The organism is Nostoc sp. MG11, assembly GCF_014904695.1.
Taxonomy (GTDB): Bacteria; Cyanobacteriota; Cyanobacteriia; order Cyanobacteriales; family Nostocaceae; genus Komarekiella.
Genome location: NZ_JACXXN010000047.1, coordinates 1 through 22,057, shown reverse-complemented (window position 1 = coordinate 22,057; position 22,057 = coordinate 1). Strand labels below are relative to the sequence as shown.

The 22,057-nt window shown below is 42.0% G+C and carries 36 protein-coding genes; 15 read left to right on the top strand and 21 right to left on the bottom strand.

Annotated elements, in window-relative coordinates:
- Positions 1–126 precede the first annotated feature (126 nt).
- The 11 genes from HCR01_RS31575 to HCR01_RS31525 all read right to left on the bottom strand — a co-directional run bounded on the left by HCR01_RS31575 (position 127) and on the right by HCR01_RS31525 (position 6,213).
- The gene (locus HCR01_RS31575; protein WP_193199947.1) at positions 127–813 is read right to left on the bottom strand and encodes an alpha-ketoglutarate-dependent dioxygenase AlkB family protein; all 687 of its coding nucleotides are present in this window, start codon (positions 811–813) and stop codon (positions 127–129) included.
- 17 nt (positions 814–830) lie between these two features.
- Entirely contained in the window at positions 831–1,592 is a 762-nt protein-coding gene (locus HCR01_RS31570) for a hypothetical protein (RefSeq protein ID WP_193199946.1), read from the bottom strand.
- Between the two features lie 182 nt (positions 1,593–1,774).
- Complete coding sequence (locus tag HCR01_RS31565; protein ID WP_193199945.1) at positions 1,775–1,927, bottom strand: hypothetical protein; 153 nt, start codon at positions 1,925–1,927, stop codon at positions 1,775–1,777.
- 150 nt (positions 1,928–2,077) lie between these two features.
- Complete coding sequence (locus HCR01_RS31560) at positions 2,078–2,536, bottom strand: DUF1392 family protein (RefSeq protein WP_193199944.1); 459 nt, start codon at positions 2,534–2,536, stop codon at positions 2,078–2,080.
- Positions 2,533–2,943 carry a terminase gpP N-terminus-related DNA-binding protein gene (locus HCR01_RS31555; protein ID WP_193199943.1) on the bottom strand — a complete coding sequence of 137 codons (411 nt, stop codon included), beginning with the start codon at positions 2,941–2,943 and terminating at the stop codon, positions 2,533–2,535. Before HCR01_RS31555 ends, HCR01_RS31560 begins: the two co-directional genes overlap by 4 nt.
- 17 nt (positions 2,944–2,960) lie before the next feature.
- Positions 2,961–3,176: a hypothetical protein gene (locus tag HCR01_RS31550; protein ID WP_193199942.1), complete on the bottom strand. Its 216-nt coding sequence runs from the start codon at positions 3,174–3,176 to the stop codon at positions 2,961–2,963.
- A gap of 81 nt (positions 3,177–3,257) precedes the next feature.
- Positions 3,258–4,088: a hypothetical protein gene (locus tag HCR01_RS31545; protein WP_193199941.1), complete on the bottom strand. Its 831-nt coding sequence runs from the start codon at positions 4,086–4,088 to the stop codon at positions 3,258–3,260.
- A 17-nt stretch (positions 4,089–4,105) separates the two neighbouring features.
- On the bottom strand, positions 4,106–4,465 hold the full coding sequence (locus HCR01_RS31540) for a hypothetical protein (RefSeq protein ID WP_193199940.1): 360 nt from the start codon (positions 4,463–4,465) through the stop codon (positions 4,106–4,108).
- A gap of 48 nt (positions 4,466–4,513) precedes the next feature.
- Positions 4,514–4,699 (bottom strand): hypothetical protein, encoded by a 186-nt coding sequence (locus HCR01_RS31535; RefSeq protein WP_193199939.1) that lies wholly within the window; start codon positions 4,697–4,699, stop codon positions 4,514–4,516.
- Between the two features lie 199 nt (positions 4,700–4,898).
- Complete coding sequence (locus HCR01_RS31530) at positions 4,899–5,234, bottom strand: hypothetical protein (RefSeq protein ID WP_193199938.1); 336 nt, start codon at positions 5,232–5,234, stop codon at positions 4,899–4,901.
- Between the two features lie 145 nt (positions 5,235–5,379).
- Positions 5,380–6,213 carry a hypothetical protein gene (locus HCR01_RS31525; protein WP_320073223.1) on the bottom strand — a complete coding sequence of 278 codons (834 nt, stop codon included), beginning with the start codon at positions 6,211–6,213 and terminating at the stop codon, positions 5,380–5,382.
- Positions 6,214–6,374: 161 nt separating this feature from the next.
- Here HCR01_RS31525 and HCR01_RS31520 point away from each other — a divergent pair, with 161 nt between their 5' ends.
- The 3 genes from HCR01_RS31520 to HCR01_RS31510 all read left to right on the top strand — a co-directional run bounded on the left by HCR01_RS31520 (position 6,375) and on the right by HCR01_RS31510 (position 8,515).
- Entirely contained in the window at positions 6,375–6,728 is a 354-nt protein-coding gene (locus HCR01_RS31520) for a helix-turn-helix domain-containing protein (RefSeq protein ID WP_193199937.1), read from the top strand.
- A gap of 221 nt (positions 6,729–6,949) precedes the next feature.
- Positions 6,950–7,885 (top strand): hypothetical protein, encoded by a 936-nt coding sequence (locus tag HCR01_RS31515; protein WP_193199936.1) that lies wholly within the window; start codon positions 6,950–6,952, stop codon positions 7,883–7,885.
- Between the two features lie 102 nt (positions 7,886–7,987).
- Positions 7,988–8,515 (top strand): AAA family ATPase, encoded by a 528-nt coding sequence (locus tag HCR01_RS31510; protein ID WP_193199935.1) that lies wholly within the window; start codon positions 7,988–7,990, stop codon positions 8,513–8,515.
- Positions 8,516–8,687: 172 nt separating this feature from the next.
- On the opposite strand, the gene HCR01_RS31505 is transcribed toward HCR01_RS31510, so the two are convergent.
- The 3 genes from HCR01_RS31505 to HCR01_RS31495 all read right to left on the bottom strand — a co-directional run bounded on the left by HCR01_RS31505 (position 8,688) and on the right by HCR01_RS31495 (position 10,304).
- Positions 8,688–9,260, bottom strand: coding sequence for a GNAT family N-acetyltransferase (locus HCR01_RS31505; RefSeq protein ID WP_226889777.1), 573 nt, complete (start codon positions 9,258–9,260; stop codon positions 8,688–8,690).
- A 326-nt stretch (positions 9,261–9,586) separates the two neighbouring features.
- Positions 9,587–10,066 carry a GNAT family N-acetyltransferase gene (locus tag HCR01_RS31500; protein WP_193199934.1) on the bottom strand — a complete coding sequence of 160 codons (480 nt, stop codon included), beginning with the start codon at positions 10,064–10,066 and terminating at the stop codon, positions 9,587–9,589.
- 79 nt (positions 10,067–10,145) lie between these two features.
- Positions 10,146–10,304 carry a hypothetical protein gene (locus HCR01_RS31495; protein WP_193199933.1) on the bottom strand — a complete coding sequence of 53 codons (159 nt, stop codon included), beginning with the start codon at positions 10,302–10,304 and terminating at the stop codon, positions 10,146–10,148.
- A gap of 209 nt (positions 10,305–10,513) precedes the next feature.
- Here HCR01_RS31495 and HCR01_RS31490 point away from each other — a divergent pair, with 209 nt between their 5' ends.
- Entirely contained in the window at positions 10,514–10,750 is a 237-nt protein-coding gene (locus HCR01_RS31490; protein ID WP_193199932.1) for a DUF433 domain-containing protein, read from the top strand.
- Positions 10,747–11,100: a DUF5615 family PIN-like protein gene (locus tag HCR01_RS31485; RefSeq protein ID WP_193199931.1), complete on the top strand. Its 354-nt coding sequence runs from the start codon at positions 10,747–10,749 to the stop codon at positions 11,098–11,100. Before HCR01_RS31490 ends, HCR01_RS31485 begins: the two co-directional genes overlap by 4 nt.
- 206 nt (positions 11,101–11,306) lie before the next feature.
- Here the strand turns inward: HCR01_RS31485 and HCR01_RS31480 are convergent, their stop codons facing one another.
- On the bottom strand, positions 11,307–11,729 hold the full coding sequence (locus HCR01_RS31480) for a type II toxin-antitoxin system VapC family toxin (RefSeq protein ID WP_193199930.1): 423 nt from the start codon (positions 11,727–11,729) through the stop codon (positions 11,307–11,309).
- The gene (locus tag HCR01_RS31475) at positions 11,729–12,028 is read right to left on the bottom strand and encodes a helix-turn-helix domain-containing protein (protein ID WP_193199929.1); all 300 of its coding nucleotides are present in this window, start codon (positions 12,026–12,028) and stop codon (positions 11,729–11,731) included. Before HCR01_RS31475 ends, HCR01_RS31480 begins: the two co-directional genes overlap by 1 nt.
- Positions 12,029–12,205: 177 nt before the next feature.
- On the opposite strand from HCR01_RS31475, the gene HCR01_RS31470 reads away from it, so the two are divergent.
- The 3 genes from HCR01_RS31470 to HCR01_RS31460 all read left to right on the top strand — a co-directional run bounded on the left by HCR01_RS31470 (position 12,206) and on the right by HCR01_RS31460 (position 13,544).
- Positions 12,206–12,622: a hypothetical protein gene (locus HCR01_RS31470; RefSeq protein WP_193199928.1), complete on the top strand. Its 417-nt coding sequence runs from the start codon at positions 12,206–12,208 to the stop codon at positions 12,620–12,622.
- A 129-nt stretch (positions 12,623–12,751) separates the two neighbouring features.
- Positions 12,752–13,081 (top strand): hypothetical protein, encoded by a 330-nt coding sequence (locus tag HCR01_RS31465; protein WP_193199927.1) that lies wholly within the window; start codon positions 12,752–12,754, stop codon positions 13,079–13,081.
- 283 nt (positions 13,082–13,364) lie between these two features.
- Entirely contained in the window at positions 13,365–13,544 is a 180-nt protein-coding gene (locus tag HCR01_RS31460) for a hypothetical protein (RefSeq protein WP_193199926.1), read from the top strand.
- On the opposite strand, the gene HCR01_RS31455 is transcribed toward HCR01_RS31460, so the two are convergent.
- Both HCR01_RS31455 and HCR01_RS31450 read right to left on the bottom strand, forming a co-directional pair.
- Positions 13,529–13,741, bottom strand: a complete 213-nt coding sequence (locus tag HCR01_RS31455) for a hypothetical protein (RefSeq protein WP_193199925.1) — start codon at positions 13,739–13,741, stop codon at positions 13,529–13,531. The genes HCR01_RS31460 and HCR01_RS31455 overlap by 16 nt on opposite strands.
- A 13-nt stretch (positions 13,742–13,754) precedes the next feature.
- Entirely contained in the window at positions 13,755–13,958 is a 204-nt protein-coding gene (locus HCR01_RS31450; protein ID WP_193199924.1) for a hypothetical protein, read from the bottom strand.
- A gap of 153 nt (positions 13,959–14,111) precedes the next feature.
- Here HCR01_RS31450 and HCR01_RS31445 point away from each other — a divergent pair, with 153 nt between their 5' ends.
- The gene (locus HCR01_RS31445) at positions 14,112–15,020 is read left to right on the top strand and encodes a hypothetical protein (protein WP_193199923.1); all 909 of its coding nucleotides are present in this window, start codon (positions 14,112–14,114) and stop codon (positions 15,018–15,020) included.
- 56 nt (positions 15,021–15,076) lie between these two features.
- Positions 15,077–15,514: a hypothetical protein gene (locus tag HCR01_RS31440; RefSeq protein ID WP_193199922.1), complete on the top strand. Its 438-nt coding sequence runs from the start codon at positions 15,077–15,079 to the stop codon at positions 15,512–15,514.
- Positions 15,515–15,599: 85 nt separating this feature from the next.
- On the opposite strand, the gene HCR01_RS31435 is transcribed toward HCR01_RS31440, so the two are convergent.
- Together HCR01_RS31435 and HCR01_RS31430 are read right to left on the bottom strand one after the other, a co-directional pair.
- Complete coding sequence (locus tag HCR01_RS31435) at positions 15,600–17,231, bottom strand: phosphodiester glycosidase family protein (protein ID WP_193199921.1); 1,632 nt, start codon at positions 17,229–17,231, stop codon at positions 15,600–15,602.
- Between the two features lie 352 nt (positions 17,232–17,583).
- Entirely contained in the window at positions 17,584–17,808 is a 225-nt protein-coding gene (locus tag HCR01_RS31430) for a hypothetical protein (RefSeq protein WP_193199920.1), read from the bottom strand.
- 489 nt (positions 17,809–18,297) lie between these two features.
- Here HCR01_RS31430 and HCR01_RS31425 point away from each other — a divergent pair, with 489 nt between their 5' ends.
- Genes HCR01_RS31425 through HCR01_RS31410 form a run of 4 tightly spaced genes read left to right on the top strand, consistent with a single transcriptional unit; the run spans position 18,298 to position 19,307 of the window.
- Positions 18,298–18,573, top strand: a complete 276-nt coding sequence (locus tag HCR01_RS31425) for an HU family DNA-binding protein (RefSeq protein ID WP_193199919.1) — start codon at positions 18,298–18,300, stop codon at positions 18,571–18,573.
- A complete protein-coding gene (locus HCR01_RS31420) occupies positions 18,574–18,756 on the top strand; it encodes a hypothetical protein (protein WP_193199918.1) in 183 nt (60 codons plus the stop codon).
- Positions 18,749–19,015 carry a hypothetical protein gene (locus HCR01_RS31415; protein ID WP_193199917.1) on the top strand — a complete coding sequence of 89 codons (267 nt, stop codon included), beginning with the start codon at positions 18,749–18,751 and terminating at the stop codon, positions 19,013–19,015. Before HCR01_RS31420 ends, HCR01_RS31415 begins: the two co-directional genes overlap by 8 nt.
- A 25-nt stretch (positions 19,016–19,040) precedes the next feature.
- Positions 19,041–19,307 (top strand): Precorrin-3B methylase, encoded by a 267-nt coding sequence (locus HCR01_RS31410; RefSeq protein ID WP_193199916.1) that lies wholly within the window; start codon positions 19,041–19,043, stop codon positions 19,305–19,307.
- Positions 19,308–19,399: 92 nt separating this feature from the next.
- Here HCR01_RS31410 and HCR01_RS31405 read toward each other — a convergent pair whose 3' ends face one another.
- Complete coding sequence (locus HCR01_RS31405) at positions 19,400–20,950, bottom strand: FAD-binding domain-containing protein (protein WP_193199915.1); 1,551 nt, start codon at positions 20,948–20,950, stop codon at positions 19,400–19,402.
- Between the two features lie 738 nt (positions 20,951–21,688).
- Between HCR01_RS31405 and HCR01_RS31400 the strand changes: the two genes are divergently transcribed.
- Positions 21,689–22,057, top strand: a 369-nt coding sequence (locus HCR01_RS31400; RefSeq protein WP_193199914.1) for a hypothetical protein, incomplete at its 3' end; no start/stop codon positions are given.

Genomic DNA, 22,057 nt, shown 5'->3' with positions numbered 1-22,057 from the left:
CCCCTCCAATATTTTTACGCATGAAAATGGGGCGGCACTATGAGTAATGCCGCTTTGAGAGTCTTTCAGACTAGGGAAAGGTTAAAGGGAAAGGGTTAAAATTCTTCCTCCTTTCCCCTTACCCTCTTATTTCCCTCCGGTGTGTGGTCGGAAAGTGAGATTAATACGTGTTCTAACGCAAAGCTCGCCGGGCAGAAGATTCTGTCCGGCAGACTTTGCTACTTTGTTGGTTTTGGGAACTTGATGAAGGTGCGTTAATTGGCAACCAGGATGCATCACAAGCAAGCTGCCGTGTTCTAACCATAAATCAGTAGATTTGCCATTCCTGGGTTTGATTTGAAACTTGCGAACACTACCAAGACTCACAGATGCGATGGCTGGGTTAAGCCCCATTGATTCCTTGTTATCTGCGTGCCACCCAATCGAATCTTGCCCTGTGCGGTACTGGTTGCCGATGACGATACGGAAGTTATAACCAGTCAATGCGGTGATGCGATCGCCTACGGCGGAGCGCAGCCCATCGCGTACCCTAGACAGGGCTTCTGTCCAATTCAGGGGTTTCAAAAACACGCTGTTGGAGTACAGGTAATCACAGCCTGCATCACCATAGATGCATTCCAGGCGTTCGCGTAGCGTCTCCCTTCGGAGAGGCACAGGGATAATTTTCCCCACCATTTTGATTTGGTTTTGCCGCCATTCCAGTTGTAGGCAGTGTTGGTAGAGTTCGTTTGCTTGTTCAGGAGTCAAGAAGTCGGGGTAGTAGGTGACGGGTAAAATTGGTGAGGATTCTTGAAATAGATTAAGTTGTTGCATGATATTTTCTCCATTCGTTAATTTTGGTTGGCACAGAAAACTTCGATCAGCACACTTTCGGGGTACAGCCCAACTCGTCCAAAGCGTGGGTCATGTATGCGCTCGATTTCGATATTTTGTTTGCGACACAAAGCACTGGCCCTTCTCCCCTTCGCACTCGCTTCCTTCACTGATATTTCTAATCCTTGTAGAGTAGCAAAACCGACAATGCTATACTTATGACCGCATGGAGTATTGAAACGATCTTGTTCAATTTCTACTGCTTTCAGCCTTGCAAGTACTTCAGTTTGTTGCTGTTGTTGCTCTAATAAGCGCTGTTCTTGTTCTGCCAAATGTTTAGCGATCGCAGCGAGTAACTGTATTTGGGTCATTGCTGTCTCGGCAGGTGCGGCAGGTTTAGTCCAGCCCGTGATATCTTGCATCCAAGCGCGAACACCGGCACTTTCAAAGGCTTCACAGGCGAGTTTTGCTTGGAGACTACACCTTTTACCAGCTTCGTAACCGTAGTAATGGAGAATAGCAGCAACAGCTACATCAGGAATACCAGACTGCGACCAGTCTAAAATCTCTACACCTTCAAACCCTTTACGGATGAGCTTTTCAACCAATTTAGAACCAGAATTGTCTACGGCTGTTTTGAGACTTCTGACTAATCCAGTCGCATCAACTCCAGCGAGTCTTGCTGTAGCTCTAATACTGGCCTTACCCCGTCCCGAAGCGTCTACTGAAATCTCTTGTTTTATCTGTTCGATAATTTGTGCAATTTCAATTTGAGACATAATTTTTACTTGTGTACTCGGAGATTACTTGCGGAGAGTAATTTTTGAAATGGAGGAGAAAGAGTAGGGAGAAATGCCCTTTTAGATGTGAGGTTCAAACCAAAAACTGTTAGCCTAAAAGCAAACATCCACCACATACCGAGGCTTGCGACCGCGCTTTCTCTCTCTTGTGTGCGGTCGTTTCACTTTTTGACTATTAGCCGTGGCTTTTTACTGACAAATTGGCTTGGGTATTGCCGATTATGTTCAGCTAAGAGATTGGCGGCACAGTCTAGAAAATGCTGTTCGAGGTCAGGGTTGAGCCTACCACCTGTAAGTTCAGCCAAAGTCTTCATTGCCTCGACCAAAGTTTGCAGTCGCTTCTCGACAGGAGGGAAAGCTGGGGCAATGAATGGAATGATCTTTGGTGATTAAAACACTTTGGTTGAATGAGAAACTCATATAGTAGTCCTAATGATTTAAAAACTTCAGACACAGAGCAATCGCTAATAAAGCACTCGTACCAAGTCGAGTTGGGATACAAAAACTAGTCGGTCATCAAGAGTAGTAACTTCTTCTAATGCAGAGGGCATCCACTCGACGTAGTAAAACCAAGTCCTGTTGAGCAGTTGAGTTCCCAGAACTATACGCTGCCTTGTACCCTCGTCATCGGAACGCAACATGACGCGATCGCCCAGTACAAAAGCAGGTTTTTCTATAGCAGCCAGTTGCATCTTACCAGTGCCGATAATCTCGTGTTCGGTGGTGTAAATGATGTCCTCGTTGCAAACAACTGCATAAATCCATCGGCCTTGTTCCCAGCGAATACCACAACAGTAGCCAAATGTTTTGATAGTACAGATATAGACTCTCTCCAGCAGATTGACTTCAACTCTTGGAATGCAATAACCCCAAGGTGGAGACAGATACCAGCACAGATACAGTGCATTAATTTGGTCAATCATGATGCACGTCTCCCCAACAAGTAGTTAATGGCTTCTGGGTCGATTTCGGCAATACGTTTTTTGAGATGTTGTGGTGGGTTGTCAAAAAACCGTTTAAGATGCCATTTCCGAATTTGGTAATATCTAACAGAATGCCTACCAGTAGAGAGCCAACCACGCCGTACCCAACCAGAAACAGTGGTGCGATGAACACAAAGAATACGAGCAATTTCAGCAGCACTGTAGTTATCAAGAAATGGGCGTGTGGAGTAACCCAAACTCCAAAGCTTAGTAGCAATAGCATCGGGAGTGCGGAAATAGCCGTGTCTCTTGAGAATTGAGGCAATTTGTTTGGGGGTATAAAGTTCAGCTTTTGCCTCAAGGATTGTGAGTTCTGCTTCAGTCCATTTTGTAGTTTTGACAATCATATTCAACTCTCAAAAAATTATGCAGATATGGAATGATTCGGAGATTGGTCTTTGATAATCCGAGCGCTGATTGATTCAAAGTTGACTTGAAAGATATTCAAATCAGTCAGCATTTCCCCGTTGTTGTATAAGTCAGTGATGTGTTGTTTGATAGCAGATTCATCAAGCCCATCAGGAATATCGATATGGGCTTCACTTGTGATTTTTTCAACAACTGTAATGATGACTCTCATCTTGGTAGTTCCTGTGTAATTATTAGAGTGTTATAGAAGTCAGAAGTGATAGTTTTACTGACTTATATATTCAGAAACGCGTTACATTGCCCCAGCTTTTGATGTTTGCAAGTGTTGCATCCATGTCTTAATTGCTGTTAGCTCATCAGTACTATTGGCTACTGCATCAACAACAAGATTTTGATATGAATACTCTGCATGATTGGGATGCTCACACTTATCAGATGCCCAAGCTAAACACATGGTTTTGATAAGTTCATCAATCTTTCCTTCAGGTAATGAACTAGGAAGCTCAACGTCTTGAAATCGCAACCACTCTTTGACTAAATCTAACGGATAATCAAGTAGAGTGCGAATGTTTTTTACTCGCAAATCCTGTGGGTGGATTGGTTGGGGAACTACGCTAAGTTTTGACGTTAGTGGAATAGTTGAGGATGTGTCGCCTAAAAGAGATTGAATATCATGAATGATGCTTGCCCAATCAGCATCTTTATTCCATTCTCTTTTGATTTTGGTTTTAGTCACTGCATCGTAAAGATTACAGAAAACAGTATTCTCTTCACCACCAGTAGCAGCAATAATTAGTGGTTTCTCAAAGTCTTGGACTAACGATGCAGCCAGAAGAAAGCTTTTAGCAAAGTTGGTTTCTAGCCCAGTTCTTATAACATAAAGTTCATCGGTATTGACAACAATATCCAATTTCATATTGTCTTTCCCCTTGAATTCTTTTGTTGTCAATCGCAGTGATGACAAATACCCAGTTAATGCTCTTTGGGTAACAGGGATAGTTTTATCTTTGTCAATATCGTAGTGATACCACAGATAAGATTCCCCACCTAACTCTGCGTTCTTGACATATAAATAGATGGGTTCGGGTGGATTACAAAGTCCTAGTTTAATTTCAGTACTCATGTTTTGCTCCTCAATGCTCAATTTGAGTTGTTATTCCAGACTTGAAAAAAGTGGTGTAATCCTTCAACATTGGTAATTACCGTCTCCCATAAGTAAGGAAACAATTTGCTTTCAATGTTTGTTTTGAGTTGGGAACAGATAATTAATCTGTCCTGTTGAGAAATGAGAACGATGGTGTAACGACGACGTTTGTTGTTCTTAATTCTGTAACCAGAATATTGATTGCGTTGGACAAACCCGTAATCTTCGTACTCTTCTATGTAGTCTCTAGCTAAGGAATACAAGTTAGCAGATGGTGTTAAAAGCCTAATATTGGTAGAGAGGATAACAGGCTTACTATCAACAACTTCAACAATTTGGTTAATTTCAAATCTCATTGAAAGAATGGTACTTATTCAGATGTTACTATTGTTTGAAACAGGAATTTATGGTACAACATCAAGTTTTTGATTATCTTCTAGCTCTTGCTTCAGACAAGAAAGTGCAGTTTGAGCATCACCAATTGTTAAATCTGGGTAATACTCAAGTGTTAGAAAATCGGGGTGTGCCGCAATCTCGTTAAGGATAAATATTGCAGCATCAACTAATGTGTACAAATTGGGACGAGACATGATTTATTACTCCTAAATTCAATTACGCTCGACGACCGACAACAAAAAACTGTGACCCGTGTTTTACACCTGCACTAGCTTTTGATCCAGCAAATATTGGATAATATTTGACGAAAACTGAACACGGTGCAGAGGAGCATAACCACCACAGCGAAGGAGTGAATGCATGAGCTTGTAGGAGGTACGCTCTGTATAGTTATCAACAAGCTTGGGCATCTTTCCCATCTCTTGTTACTATTGATAACTGCTTAACAAGAGACTTTATTTGATTCTGGTGACAGTCAATCTCTGCTTTGATTTGTGCTTGTAATTCTTCGGGAGATAGCAAAGTAAATTCATCTTCCAAGTAATGCTTTACCTCTTCGCTGTGTTTATTGGGTGAAATGGTGTAACGCCATCCTTCGCCAAATTCTTCAGCAAGGAATGTACCTTTTTGGTAGTAAGTCAAACCAACGACAACGCCTTTTGTTGTTAGTTGCCCAAAGGTAAAACGTGGATAATCCCAACCGTGGGGAATGCTGATTGTGGGTTGCATAGATGAATGGGTGGATGAAGAGATTGGTAAAACTTTGGGAGTGCTTGAATAGAGCTTTCTCCCAAAAAGATAGAAATGAAGTGCTTATACTGTGATCAAGCAAATAGTCATATTGAGGTAGTGGGCATAAAAGCCCACTTTTCCCTTACGCTGCGACTAGTTCACTTACTGGCTCAGATTCCATCATCAGCAGCCATTCTTGTTTGCTGAGTTGGTCGAACGGTTTATCTAAAAGCTCTTGCCAATCCAAAGGCTTCACTACAGACAGCGATGTCTGCGACGGGCTAAGCCTACGCACTGCCGACTCCGCCGACTCACACGCCACCTTCTGCTGGACTGAAGAAGCCCGGATGACCCACCAAACGCCATCAGTACAACCAACTTCGCCCAGCTTCACGTCATCACTGGTATAAATCCCATCATCGAGCAGTTCCAAGCCGCAGTTCTCGCACTCGTTGAAAATCTGCGCCATGATTTCATTACCTGTGCTGCAAGGTGTTTCTATAGTGGTCTGCTCTTGCACTGGTAATGAACCATCTTTGTAATGTATGCGAATGTAGCGATCGCAAAGCATGGGGGTAGCTGCACGATGGATTTCCGCACCGTTCACCATGACTACCCAGCGTTGCGTTACAAAATCGTTGTCATCATGGGTGATTGCGGCTATCAACTTGTCACCGCAATAATATTCGTGATCGTAGAAAGATATTTCGACTGTTCTGAGTTCTTCTGGGGCTACCGCTTGGGCTGTGGCTTGTTCGTCAACTTTTTGAAGCTGGGCGAATTGGTGGGTGAGGATTGCGTTGATCCAGGTGTCGGCTGCTCTTTTATCCCCGGTGGGTGTTGCGCCAAGGTCAGCGGCGATTCTTTTGAGGCGGGGGAGGTTATAGCGGGAGAGCGCTTGCTGTGTGTAGGTTGGATGCGTCATAATAAGATTTCCTGTAAAAGGGTCAAAGGGCGATCGCAACAAGTTTTCCACGACTGGCGATTGCCCTCTGTTATGTCTTATATTACCAACTAATAGTGGGTTATACAATAGATTGTTAGATAACAGTTGGTTATTTAACAGATGCTTACAATAAATACTATTAATAGATAGACTTCTGAGAGTGGGTTAGTCTATTTATATGCATTCAAATCATGGCTGTGGAAGTAAGACTCAAAGAAATTAGAAAAGCTAGAGGGATTTCCCAAAATGAACTTGCAAGGCGGCTAGAAATGTCGTTGACTAATGTTCAAAAAATTGAATATGGACAAGCCAAGTCAATACCTTTAGATACGCTGGACAAGTTGTGTAAAATATTACAATGCGAAGTAGGTGAGTTACTAGTTCGTGTTCCAGACAACGATGGAGGAAATTCAGAAATACCTGTAAGTCAGATTACTTCACTCACAGATCAAAATACTTCCATAGATGAATCTAAATCTACAGATGATCAGAAAATAAAAAAATCTGTCAGTATAATCTTTCCATTTGAAAAGAAATCAGCATGAGTGCTTTGATATCAAACTCAAACTAGAGTTGCCGAAGATGACTAAAGTTTGTATTTATTGTGGTTTTAGTAATCGGCTCTTACTAGAACATTTCACTCTACAGTCTATTACTTAAGATGAATTAACTTATGATTGTGGTTTACCTTGAAGTGATTGTAATAACCTCAAATGTATTTACAACTAACCTAAGCAAACGCTACTGAAAATAAAGAGGTGGAATAATGGCTAAACCACCTAAAGAGCGTAAAAAAGTCACCTCCGCCGCATCCAATAGTGATAAACCATCGGCTAGCTCTGCAGAGGATATCTTTGACCAAGAAAACCCAGCTACAGCAACTATCTCCGTTACTGCTGTTGAAGTTCCAGAGTTAACCGAGGATGAACAACGCGATCGCTTGCACCTAGAGCGCCGTGTGGAAAGAGCGTTTTTTGAGGCAGGTAAGGCACTGGCAGAATTACGCGATCGCCGACTTTACCGTTCAAGCCACCGCACATTTGAAGATTATTGCCGCGATCGCTTTGGTCACAGTCGCCAGAAGTCAAATTATCTGATTGCAGCAGCTGATGTCTACGAGAATTTGACAACAATTTGTTGTCAAAATTTGCCGCCTGAAGATTTGACAACAAATAGATTACAAATTTTGCCCACTAGTGAAGGGCAAGTCCGACCCATTACAAAGCTAGAACCTCAAGAACAGTGGGAGGTATGGCAAACCGCAGTAGAACTTGCTGGCGGGAAAGTGCCAACTGGTAGAATCGTCAAAGATGCGGTGCAGCGAATAATGGAACGTACTCAAGTACCTAACACCTATCAATTAGGCGAGGTATGCCAAATCTTAGCCAAAGATAATCCAGAACTTAGGGGCAAGGGTGGCTGCTGGGGGATTGTCAGCCAAGTAAATGAGTTCAGTTGCACTGTCAAAAGTTGGGATGGGGAGTACACCGTTGGTTTGCAGCACCTTAAATCTTACAATTACCTGTCTGCGGAGTGTGAGCAGATGCAGTTTCTCAGCGATCGCATCAGTCGAGTGTATTCCGATGCGTTGGAGGAGACAGTCAAAAATCTGTTGCAGTCGTTGGGGAAGGTAAATCGGCCTTATCTTACTATGGTGGAGGAGAAGTTGTTGAGTGTTTTAGAGACGGAATATGAGAACTAGATTACCCAGATTTATTAACATCTTCGTGAGTAGCAATTCTTGAGATTACTGCTTTTTGCCTGCTAGTCTGAGAACAGCCTATGATTCTGCTAACTAGAATAGATGAAGCTAATTCTATTTTCTGGTATTCCTGGCACTGGCAAAAGTACCCTGTCAGAAGAAATTGCACGGATATTGTATATCCCTGTATTCTCTCTGGACTGGATATTAGGGGCAATGTTGCTATCACAGTTGCGTGTTCAACAGGAGGGATTTTACATTACGACTGCTGAAGCACTGCTCACAATGCTGATTCAAAGACAACTAATGCTAGGACAATCGGCTATTTTGGACACTCCTGCTAATACAGCCGCGCAAAGAAAACGCTGGCAGGATTTAGCGCAATCATATAATGCAGAATTTTATGGAATTGAAACAATTTGCTCAGATATGGAGCTACATCGTAGGCGAGTCGAAGGGCGTAAGCGTAGTATTCCAGGTTGGCATGACACTGTTAGTTGGAGCCATGTAGAACGAATGCGTTACAAAAGTGAAGCTTGGGCAGATGATGAAGGAGAACACTTGATGATAGATGCGGTTCATCCTTTAAATGAAAATGTTCAGGCCATCCTGAAATACGTTCAATCCTGAAAATAATAACAGAACTAGCTCAGGAAGAGTGATCACATCCTCAGTTTACTGAAGCGCGTTCAGCAGATGGAGCAAGAAAAAGCGGGGGTTAAGAAGATATTGCAAGTGTTGGGGGTTAATATCTGAGACGACAATAACTTACTATTATTGTGCAACTTGTAAGCACAAAAACTTACTTTGAGCAATTGCTCCACTGCGCTCTTGTGATTCGCCAATTGACCTCGCTCCAACCTCGTTTGGACATCCATGTGGAACCTGGACGGATGGTAACTACTTCTGCTCCCATCCACCCTGCCAACCGAGCGACCCGCACATTTGCACTGACTGTGAAACCAGAGATCACGTCTAGCCTGAGTTCCCTAAATCCGAAGTCGAGCAGGGCGCGTCCAACCTCGATAGCGTAGGCATATCGCCCCCAATAGTCTGGTGCAAGTTCAATCCCCAGTTCCATTTCACCTGCATCATACCCCCTTCCCCGTAATCCGCAGCAACCGACAAGCGCGTAAGGTTCACGCCGTTGGACAATCGCAAGCTGGTAGTTAAGTCGAGACTGCTCAGAAGCCCATGTGCAAAATGTCTCAAACAAACGTGCTGAATTTTCGGGACTAGCTTCGCCCCTTTGAGAAAATATTTGACTGCGTGGATCGGCTTGATAGTTTAGGAATGACAATCTATCTAACTCAACGAAATCACGCAGCAGAAATCTCTTGGTCACTATCTCCATATCAATAGCTGAATGGTTCATACGGTTTTAATTGGATAGAAGCTTTGCATGAGTGTCAAGCATGGGTCGAGGAACTGGTCGGTTTCATTCGGAATAAGCAGGCATATTATCGGCGAGGTTTAAGGGCTATGAAGCTTATACAGCAGGCTCTTTAGCTCACTTGTCCCCCCTTGAACCAATCGCGTGCGATCGTCCTTGCTAATTTGCAATTGAGGAATCAGGGATAAAGGTTGACTATTGGAAGATAGGTAAGTCGGTAGAAAAATTTATAAGTATGTAACAAACAGGAGAGCAGAAGAAGTAAGAGTTAAATCTTACACTGTGCGGTTGGTTTGGAATGGTGAACTTCACAGCTTCTTAAAGTACCTGGCAACTGGGAACAACCCGAAACCCATCTTTTCATAGATGCAACGTGCTGGTGCATGACCAGGGTCTCCTCCAGTCTCGACCATAGCAACAGACATACCAGCAGCTTTCATCCAATTAAGAGCGAACTCGACTAGAGCGGCTCCAATGCCTTGACGTTGAGAATCTGGATCAACGGCAATCATGTAGATTTCTCCCATACTACTGTCTGAATGGAGTTTCACGGCTACAAAGCCCACAGTTGAATCAGAGTCGATGGCAACCCACACCTTCATGTCTGCTGTAGTACAGACGGATTCTACAGCATTAAGCTGGCTTACACGCCAACCATCAGGGTAGAATGAATGGTACACCTCAATATCCATCGCTTTTTGAATCGAATCAAAGACCGGACTCCATGCCCGAAGCGAAAGACTTTTGATGGTATCAAGTTGATTATCTTCGTATGGTTCAATTCGCATAAGGGTATTATGTGGTTATAGTATGTTACATGAATACTACCAGCTAATCTTTTGTTTTTCTGGTATGGGGAGTACACTGTCAGAATTGACCACCTGAAGCCACTGAACTACCTGGAATTGGAATGTCAGCAGATGCAGAAGATGTGCGATGGCGTAACTGCCCACCGTAGGTGATCGCATTATGCGGTTGCAGGAGAATGAGAACCTGGAGGAAGCTGCCCGTGCTGTGTTGAAGCACTTGGGAGAACTCAAGCGACCGCATTTGACTGCGTTTGAGGAGGAGCTTTTGAGTTTTTTGGAGAAAAAATCTTCATTGCCGGGATGAGTAATGCCCACACAGGAGATACACTAACTAATTCACTCCTTGAGAGATAATTTAGATAACTAAAACAAAGCAATGGCTAATTCAAAAATTTACAGTTCTAAACAAAAGTGAGAAAGTTAAACATGGAAAATAATTTGCTGCAACGCATAACCATCAATCCAGAAATTTGTCATGGGAAGCCATGTATTCGTGGACTGCGTTATCCGGTGGAGTTGATTCTAGAATTGCTGAGTTCTGGAATGACTGCTGATGAAATTTTGGCAGATTATGAGGATTTAGAACAAGCAGATATTTTTGCAGCTTTAGCATTTGCCACTCGGTTGACCCAAGTTAAAAGTATTTATAAGGTAGCACAGTGAAATTTTTAGTTGATGCTCAGTTACCAACTCGATTGGTGAAGCTGCTGCAACAGGCTGGGGTAGATACCATTCATACTAGAGATTTACCTCGACAAAACGCAACCGCAGATGTTGAAATCAACGCTATTTCTATGCAGCAAGAGCGTATTGTCATAACTAAAGATAGTGATTTTCTCGATTCTTTTTTGATTAGCGGACAACCCTATAAATTACTTTTGGTAACTACAGGCAATATTACAAATACTGAACTATTGGAGTTATTTACTTTGAATTTATCTCAACTGTCAAACTTGTTTGAGCAACATTCTCTGATTGAAATTAACCGCGATAATATCATTGTTCATCAGTAAGTGATATAGCACAGCCACAAGCTTTACTCTCCAGCAATTAACGGTGCAACGAATGCACACACAGGACTGTATCAAGCCATTCATGAACTACGGCACGGTTCGGTTGCTGAAGCGAAGCAGCTGGTAGCGCGGCAGATTGCTGAGAAGAGCGAATGTGTTGATGGTGCTGTAGTTATGCAGATTCAGGTATTTACGTGATGCGATCGCTATGAGTCAACCCAATTTACAACCTGGATACCAGGAATCTTTCTAAAATGGCGAAGGTTTCGCGTGACTAATGTAGCTTGATTTGCCAAAGCAATACTAGCAATCAACAAATCGGCTCGTCCTATTTTTTGTAGCTTGGGGATGATACGCAGTCGTTCAAACTGTTCGGATGCTGCCTGACTAACTGGGACGATTAAAAGTTGATTGAGCAGTTCTTCGCTACGAAACAAAAGCGACTGTGCTTTAAGTAAATCTGCACCCGTCTGAGCTTTGAGTAGGTAGTCAATCCGTCCACGTAAAACTTCACCTTTCGTAATAATGGTAATACCAACGTCTGGATCATCTAAAGACCTTAATCGCTCAATTACATTTGGCTGTCCAGCATAAAGATGAGTGAGGGTGTCGGTATCAAGCAAATACATTAATCGACAGACTCCCCATCGACTTCAGAACGCTCCCTATCCTGGTAAATTTTTGCTCTCAAATCTGAGAGAGTATGATCATCTATTAAAGCGCCTGCTTGTTGAAGTAGAACAGCCCGACCACTTTTTGAACGTAGCCAGTCGTCAATAGCCACTTTCAAAAATCTCCAGTCATTTTCAATTTTGCGACCTGGGATATTCCCAAGCATTGTTTGATGCACAACTGTTTGAGGGGGTAGTCTTAAGTATGCTGAGGCCTCTTCAAGAGTTAGAATATCTGGTAGTGTTACTCGTTCCATAACTCACCAATGGTGCGTATTATCTGGGTTGATTGTAACAGTACAATTATGCCGAGGCATTCTGTGGCTAAAACTTTTACCTTCACTTCTCAGTCGGAATCTGCTGCAAATAAGTTACCTATAATAGTTTCATGTTGCGGGGCTTGTGTAATATGAGAAACTACAATCTTAACTGTTATGACTTCAATTACCGGAACAATTACAATTAGCGTACAAGCTGACGATAATGAACAGTATGTTTGTCAGATGTCGTCTTCTCTTAACCAGCCTCCAGATGAAATTCATTGCTGTGGGCAAAGCGAAGAACACGCCATAGCCATTGCATTAGAACAATTAGCCAGTAAATATCGTCAGATTGCCGAGGAGCATCAAAACAAAGATTGGCAAACAGTTGAGCGTTCTGAATCTGGAGAACCAATACAAAAACGTTACCATGTGATTCTGCATTATGAACGGATTGGAAAAGCCGAATCTAAGTTTGAAGCTATGCAGGATACACTAATGGGAAATCTGGTGGTTGAAAATGCTAAAGTTACCTTGATTGAGATTGATGCAATTTTACCAGTCCAGCCCTTAAACTCAAATAATATGTAAGTGATGGTTTGAAAAGACAAGTCTTCTGTGGTGTAAAAAAATAACAATTAATATTTCTCAATCAGTAAAATTAAGAAAAATATACTTTAAAAGCTCTGGAAATTCCCCTTGCTCTACGGAGAATTAATCATGTCTGCAACAGCAGCCAGTAAAAAACTGCCGTATCATATCTTTGCTGGTGGTATATCTGTTTGTAAAGAAAGTCATGATGACGAAGGCGACTGGTATCCGCCAGAAGTTTTACCATACTTTTGGAAAGATAATGCACTTTGGGTTAGCCGTTCTCTACCGGAATTGGGCTATGAAAAAGCGATTCCTGTCAATGCTAATTCTAGATTTCCCAGCCACACTGATTTTTTCATAGTTTTAGGAGTGGTGTTGTGTGGATATGCCAAGGTTGACGGCTACATACCCGTTTTTCTGGAACAACTTCAAGAAAATGAGGCTATACTTTGGTGATTTAGGGATAATTAATCTGAGCCAGGATACAGACTAAGGGAATATCACCAAGTTGCTAAGTTTGCTGATAAACAGTTTCCTGATGCCAGTACCCACAGCAGAATCGGGGATTGGGAAGTAGTTCAAGTTGAGGAATATGCCCCAGAAATCCCTAATCATGCTTTTGAGGCTGTGGTTATTTGCTACTGCCGATACTCCCCAGTAGCTACCGCATTAGAGCCAATGCTAGAAATTCAAGTTGTTCAGGAATTACAGGAAGTTTAGCTGAGTCTAGTAAGAAGCGATGTCTCCAGCAATTTCAAAGACAAATGCTCATAAAAAATTTGTGAGCATGACAGACCCACAAGTTATACAAACAGCAATTAACGGTGCAACAAATGCCCACACCGGATTGCATCAAGCCATTCACGATCACTACTGTAAGCTGCTCATCGGCCAATCAATTAATCAGGTAAATAGCTGAACATTGCTACAATCGAGGCATTTACGCGCCTGTAGCTTTTCACCTTCTCCCCAGCTAGCTTCATCAGCCCGGAAATATACCCACTGACTTGCTGATTCTCCAACAGTACGACCCCAAACAAAGTTCTGGGAACCACAGATAGGACATGGCATTTCTTGTGACGTGTAGCTTGTTTGATTGGGTTGGTTATTCATCATCTGTCCACATCGTTTAATAACTTCTATTTCCAGCAATCATCACCATAAAGTATTTTCTGTTCTCCGTTGGGCGAAAATCTCGCGCATATCCGTTTCTAACACGCCAACGGTCAATAGCAATTCCAGCAAGTATGACAGCTAATGCACCGAAAGCCATAGCTAACCCAACACGCTGCCAACTGAAGTTGCGTTTGTTTTCTTGAGTTTTCATCTGCATGGTAAATTTTAGGCTGTTTTACCATAGCAACAAACTTTCAATAAAAAACCCCAACCTCAGCAAAGGTTTGGGGAAGAAATTTGAATATAGTTATACACTCATCATGGCACAACTCAATATCTGTTCAAGCGCTGTAAGCTTGGAGGTGGAATCATGACCAAACCACCACCTCGTAAGCGCAACAAATCCACCTCTACCGCATCTACCAATTCAACTTCAGCAGCTAACTCAGACAATCCAGATGTATCGCCCCAAGACAATCAGGATTTTGTAACCATCGATGTGTCTGCTGTTGAAGTACCAGAACTGAGTGAGGAAGAACAGCGCGATCGGCTGCACTTGGAGCGGCGTGTGGAAAGAGCTTTTTATGAGGCAGGAAAGGCGCTGACCGAGTTACGTGATCGCAGATTGTACAGATCCACGCACAAGACTTTTGAAGAATACTGTAAAGATAGATTTGGCTACAACCGTTCTCGCTCCTATCAAATAATTGATGCGGCTACTGTTGTGGATAACCTGCACAAATGTCCACAAATTGTGGACATTCTGCCGACAGCAGAGGGGCAAGTTCGACCCATGACCAAGCTCGAACCCCAACAGCAGCAAGAGGTATGGCAACAGGCGGTGGAACAAGCTGGCGGGAAAGTGCCCACTGGTAGGATCGTCAAAGATGTGGTGCAGCGCATAATAGAGAGAACCAAAGTCCCCAATACTTACCAAATTTGTGAAGTCTGCCAAATTCTTGCAAAGGATAACCCGGAACTGAGAGGAAAGGGTGGGTGTTGGGCTATTATCAGCGCAGTGAACGATTTCAGTTGCACTGTAAAACTTTGGGATGGCGAGTACACCATTGGGTTGCAGCATCTGAAATCATACGATTACCTGGCTGGGGAATGTGAGCAGATGCAGCAGATTAGCGCTCGCATTAGTCGAGTGTATTCCGATTCGTTGGAGGAGACAGTTAAAAATCTGTTGCAGTCGTTGGGAAAGCTGAATCGTCCCTATCTTACTGTTATGGAAGAGAAGCTGTTGAGTGTTTTAGAGACTGAAATCATAATTTAATTTCCAATAATCTGCTTCGAATAGCAATAACTTTATACTCAACCAACGCCAACTCTATGAATAAGTTTTTAATATTAAATTCTCTATTTCTGTTTTCTCAAATACCTAATCCTGAACCAAAATTTCTCAATTTAAAAAATCAATTGGAAAAATTTGGGTTTCAAGTAGTAATTGAGTTACCACCAAAGCGAGGAGCTTATGCCTTATTAAGAGAAGCTGATAGAAAAATTTGGATTAATCCAGTAGTGTTTGAGTTACACATTGGAACTCAGACTATAATTCATGAAGCTGTTCATGCTGCACAGGTATGTGCAGGAAAAGGGAAAATAAAACCTTTAGGTTTAGACATTCAGCCTAGCAATTATGCCCGACCGTTTTTTCTACGCTATGCCGATGTTCATCGTCAAGATTTAGAGAAAGAAGCTTATGCAGTGCAAACTCAATCTAATAGTTTTGAACTAGCTGTCTTTCTTCTCCAAAAATACTGTAAATAGTTCTTTACCCCAAGAACTGTCTAGAAAATGTGGAATAAGATTGGAAAACCAAGAAAAATAGAGGAAGACCAATCAAGATCTCTGTTCAATGTCTGGGAGTATCAATTCTATTTTGGATAACAATAGCGTCAGCAATAGCCCGCTCTCCAGTAGAATCAGACGGACGGTTAATAAGCTGCTGGTTGATAGTTATGGTTGTGGAGCCACCGCCATCGAGGTTAAGAGCATCGGTTGCTTCAAGTGAACGCATAATCAGAGCACTTTCTTCAAAACTCGCACCCACACTCCTTGTTGGCTGACGACCATCAACTGTGACCAAAAGCAGTTTTCCTTGTGGTGTAATTCCAGCTAGTGTACGAGGATTACGCCTTACCCCAAACCTATAGTAAAACTCAGGATTCTCCCGCCAGTGAAATCCTTCTGCATAAGCAGTAATATCTATTTTGCCGTTGCGTAGTAATCTTGGGCCGCCATTGATAACTCCTAGCTTCTCATCTCTTCTTGACACTTCCCATCCATTAGCCAAAATACGAGTCTGAATATCAATCTTTGAGCCTAGTTGTGCATAATTGCGTAACCACTCAACAGCATCACCCGTGGCTGATAACACTGAGCCATTACGAGGAATCTGTCCTCCTCGTTGTTGTCGAAACTCAATGACTTGACCTGACATATCAAGTACAGCTTCTGCACCTTCTCCTGAGTCTGTGGTTTGCCCAAAAATAGGTGTAAATTGAATCAGTTCACTGCTATCTGTGCAAGTAAAATCATGTTTGGGCTTTTCCGTAGGAATGTCTCCACCTACACCACCGCAACCCCGAATTAATCCAGGCTTGCGGTTTAATCCATCTATTTCTCTTGTTACACCATTGTTTGCAGTGGCTACAATTTTAGAGGTAAGAGCAGCTATACGAGCATCTCGACCAAGACTGTCAGGAAGGATTAGGCTTGTTCTACCATTAACTGCTTCGCTGACCAGTTTACCGTCAATAATAGAAATACCTGCTAAGTCCCCTGGAGTACCATAGTTTGCTCCAATAACAAAATATCCGCCATTCACTGCCGCTAAAGCTGATGTTCTAGTAGAAAGTTGCGTCAAACGTTCATTATCAGGAACAATTCCACTAGCGAGTGCCGGAATAATCTTTAAATGAGGCTGATGGAGATCTATTTCAAGTACATTCACAACCCAAGGACCAGTTGTGTAGTCGCCGTCTTCTGCTGTATTCACAACTCGCAGTCCTGAATATCCAGCAGTTGCCAGATGATCTCGTAAATTAATAGCAAGAGCTTCAGTATTAAAAGCACCAACACGGACTAAATAACCGAGTAAACCAGATTCAGGATCATCAGGCGCTCGTTGTAATATTGGTTTTATGTAAGGCTGGTATCCCTGAGCTTTCAACAATTTAGCCGCAGTTTGAGCTGCTTGTTCGGTAGCTTGAAATGTTACATCGACTGTATACACATCACGGTCTGATTGCTCCCCTCTAATAATAACTGTGTGGGTAACGCCACGTACTATCTGATTTGATACCCGTGATTCCCTCAAATTAGGTTTTCCTAAAGGTAGTGAGTACCAATAGTGTTTGCCTGTTTGCTTTGATTGTTGGTTAGCACTACTAGCAAGCGGTTCGACTACTGCCAGGAGCAAAGAGAAAGGAACTACTAAGTACAAAGCTATTGGCTTAATGAGAAGACGGGGTTTCCAATTCATGGCTTACTCTTTTAACTAGATAGGCAGTAAAATTTATCACACGCACTGTAATCTCTCAAGTTATGAGAGACTACAGTGCGTGTAAATAGAACTAAGTAGCAGATTGTCGCTCTACATATATGCTGTTATATTTGAGTAAATGTAATGGCAGAAATTTAATGACTAGTTGTGTGCAATTAAACATTGGGTTAAGCTGTTGCACTATCTTTACTAAAAGATGAGTTTTGCCAAGACGGTGCAAAGAGAGAGATACGGACTAAAGAGCTTCTACTGGGACTTATAATGGGTAGTTTGATAAGGGAAGTACAAGGGGATACTATATGCATCTTTATACAAAATTGGTATAAGTCCTCTAATTGTTACTTAGTGTGTGGGGTAATTCGTCGTCTTCGTCATCTTCGTCTTCATTAGACCATGTAATTTTCAATACCGAAAGCGCCACTTTTAAACGCTCTTTATAAGCTGAGTCAAAATCCCTATCTTTTGAGGTTAATGCCGCCTCGACAAAATTGGCAGATGCCTTCGCGGCTTTATATAGCGCCTCTAGAGCTTCGTCAAAAAACTTTTCTTGTGACATGGCACTCTTGACTTTGAATATTAATTGAATTTAATCAACATCTTTACTATGATCCGAGTGTGACAAAATAGCAAATGATAAGATTTTGCACTCTTGTTGAACTCTAAAGTAATTATTAAATTATCTGAATACCTCAAATTATTGCTGGGTAAGAAATACACGCATTTTTATTTGGCATTGATTGTATTTGCTTCCCCAGCTCCTCAGCCAAGCCACTTCACTTTGGAGCGTTGCTCCAAGTAAAACTATTCGCTCGAAAGTAACCGCAAAGCAATCCCAAGCACTGCCACAGTATAGGTAGCATTCATAACGTTGGGCAGATGTCGTGGTGGGGTGCTGAGTAAGGAAATTTGAGGATAGAGCAAGGATGCAGCAGTAGTTCTGCATTGTTAATTTTCATGTTTTGCTGGATATTTATTCCTTTTTCTCTTTCCAGATCGGAGTTAGTGATGCTAAATTTCCTTTATTTATAATGCTTCAGGGTAATTTATGAACAAAGGTGAATTAGTGGATGCTGTAGCAGCAAAGACCAACATCACAAAAAAGCAAGCTGAAGAAGTAATTAGTGCTTTTTTGTCAGTTGTGACTGAGGCTGTAGCGAATGGGGATAAGGTAACGCTCATTGGTTTTGGGTCATTCGAGCGACGCGATCGCTCCGAGCGCGAGGGGCGTAATCCCAAAACGAATGAGCCAATGACTATCCCAGCTACCAAAGTGCCTGCGTTTTCTGCTGGGAAGCTGTTTAAAGAAAAAGTAGCACCATAGATGCATTGCTTTGCTACCAGCAATCCAATCACTGCTCCCGCTGTAGCGCTCGATGTTATCAAGACAGGATATGGCAATGGCAGGGGTAACGTGAGCGTTGAATTGCAGATGTTACACAAGCGTGATCGCAGTGTTTATTTTGGGCATTTTGAAATAGTGTTTACTAAAGAAAGCGATGTTTAAAGGATTTGGTCGCCCCAAGAAAAAATCAGTGCTTGAGGACAATGAACCGACCACAGAGATTGCACAACATCCAGTTACTCTTCTTTGGCAGACATGGATATCATTTACTGGTAATGACATTCAATCTATTACTACCCATAACAATCGAAACGAGGCTGATCGGGTTGCCTCGGCTTGGAGTGAGGGGAAATACAAAACTGGGAAAGAGTTTGTCAGTAGCAGAATTGCTAGGGAGGCAGAACAAAATTCGTTACGATAACATTAGAAATCTAGGGCATCTGACTATGAAAAAGCAGAACATCCCACTTACAGGAGATGCACTGATTAAGGAAGTCTGTCGGCGGATTCGAGTAGCCCGTAGCTATTGGGATGCTCACAACAACGCTGCTTGTCGGGGTGAGCGTGAGCGAGCATTAGCCCTTTACAACACACTCACCAAAGAACAAAAACAGCAGATCCCGCAACAATTGCGGGTATGGCTGCGCTATCGTAGTGAGAAATACTTTGGCGCACATCGCACACCACCCAAGTCGCCACGAAAATCAAAATAGCTTTCAACAAAACAACAACCTCATCCGTCGTCCCTGTATCAAAATTGCATATTGATGCTTGTTAGTTAGAGCAGTATTTGAAAAATACCTTTCTACTCTTGTAGTTCGGCAAGCTTTTGTTGATATTCTTTGTACTCTCTGTCTTTATGCTGCCAGTATTTCTCAACTGTTACTTTAGCAGCGTTCGCACTATGGTATTCATCTCCACCTTGGCTTAATAATCGCTGTTTAGTTTGCTTTCGTAAGTCAGAAACAACTTTGCCATTAACTTTACGCGTCTTTGACCAATCTAGAATTGCTTTAGGATAGCTACTAGCGTCGATGTATTTCTCCTGCTCAATCTCTGGTAAACTGTAGCCCCGCAGTTCCGGTATCCAGTGGTAAATAAAGTCACCTTGGGGGTCTTTTTCGGCAATATTCTTTGACGGGTTATAGATGCGAAAAATATCGCTAAGTGGATTAGTTACACCAGCCTGCATCTGCCATTGCCAATTATTAATTGCTAAATCTCCATCTACTAAATAGTTCATGTAGTGTTTAGCTCCGTGATGCCATGAAATCCCACAATTGATAGTTAAAAAGGTGGCACACATTGCCCGCATTCGGAAATTCATCCAACCCATTGTTTTGAGTTGCCGCATACTGGTATCAACTAATGGAAAACCTGTCATTCCTTCAAGCCATGCTTGAAATAATTCTTGTTTTTCTCCTGATAATGTTTCTGGTGTATATAATTTATCAAACTCTCTGTAGCGGTTAGTATAAGCAATTTCTGGATGAAAATACAGTCGTGCAGTAAAACTATCATGCCAACGCAAACGGTCTCGAAATGTTTTGAGAGAGAATTCTGCTTTAGGTTGAGCTTTTAATTCTTCTGCTCTAGCTTTAGTGCTTTGGTAAACAGTACGAGTTGAAATAGTCCCAAAAGTCAGGTGTGGTGATAAATGAGATGTAGCACCAAGCTGTGAGAGCATTGGGCGAGAAAGTTTCCAATGGTAGCCAGAATATCTTTTTTTGAGAAATGAGTCCAGTTGAGCTTGTGCTTGTGTTTCACCCCCTGGAAAGTAAACTTTCTCGACTGCCCAAAAGCTCTGGTATTTTTGTTTGAGTTCTAAAAATGTTAGCTCTGGTAGATTGAGTGTGATTTGAGGCGTATTAATAGTTGCTGGTGTTTTATACTGGGATTGTCTTTGATAGGTGTAGTATTCGTTAAACCATTCGTCACGTTGCTCTGCTGATTGCAGAAAGTTGTTTAGTCCAATGTGGTAATCAAGGTTTAACTGTTTGTAGAAATCAACTATAGTTTTATCCCGGCTGATACCGTACTCTACCTGCACATCACGGTTAAAGAAAAGTTTGGGTTTATATCCTGCAATGATTAACTGCCTAGTCAACTCTTGCACGATGTCTGTAGAATTACCTTCAAATAAATACAGCCGACTACCTAACTTTTGGAGATTTGAGTTGAGATTTTCCAAGGACTCAAACAAGAACCGGACTCTAGCAGTTCCGACATCAGCCCAGGTATAAAACCAAGGGTCAATAATGAAGAATGGCTTTACTGCTGCACCATTATCAGATGCTAGTGTGACAATTTCGTTATCAGTTAAACGCAAATCTCGACGAAACCACAAAAGGTGCATAGTTTAGCTGACCATAATCTATAATACATTTGTACCAATAATTTCTTTTGCTGTCGAAGTTGAGTGTCCGTAGCCAACTCTAATCTCTCCCTACTGCACTGTCACAAGTCAGTGCAGCGAACCGAACAAGTAAGTTCTAGTTTTAACGACTTGTGAGCAGTCTAAAAAGTAGGCAATTATAAAGTCAGGTATTAATATTAATTATTTCCACTAACTCTGAACTCTTCAGATTCAAGAATCATATTTTTGTAATCAGAGATTTGTCAATTTTAGAGCGGCACAAGACATCTTGGAAAAGTAACAAATGCCAAGACGTTGGGATGCATGTTTGCATGTTAAAGGGGAAAGGAAAATTTCATCCCTTTACCCCTTACCATTACCCCCACAAATGCCAAGAAGTCTACACTTTGTGGAATGTGAAATTGCAAGGGTAGCGGAGGTAGAACAGCATTTCAAAGCCAAAAGTGAAAATGGGGGCAGATGTACCCCCATTTTGGACATATACATCAGCTAAGGGTGCGTTAGAATTGAAGTAATGGCAACTTGTTGATTTGAAGTTAGATTAAAGAATAAAGGATAAAAGTTGCTCATAGGGCAAAGTTTAATAATTTGGCCATTGATAAGTTATTTATACAGCATTCGTGACAAGCAATCAAAGTCCTGTCAAAGAAACTGTATGCAAACGGTGAAACCCAAAGCTAGCAATGCGTGAGATTAATATTTACAGGTGTTAAAAGTATGACTAAGATAACAATTTCGATTCAGCTAACTGATGCAGAAATCAAAGCTTTATCGGCAATGCAGATTTCCGAAAATGAGTCATTAAATCACACAGCGACAAGATTGCTCCAGGGAATCCTGGGTCAGTCAAAAGCTAGGCTAGCGTTATTTAATGGTGATGAGATTAAGGAGATAGTTAAACAGGAAGTAAATGCGTTAACTGCGTCTACACCTGATGGGGAAGACATAAAACAGGTGATTAGACAGGAATTAGCTCAAGCGATCGCTCAAATAAAGGGTTTAATAGATGAGCGTAATGGTGGAGTTGCCGTACCTGCACAAGAAGCTGTTTCTGTTGAGCAGCAAGTCTTACCAGATTATTCAGCA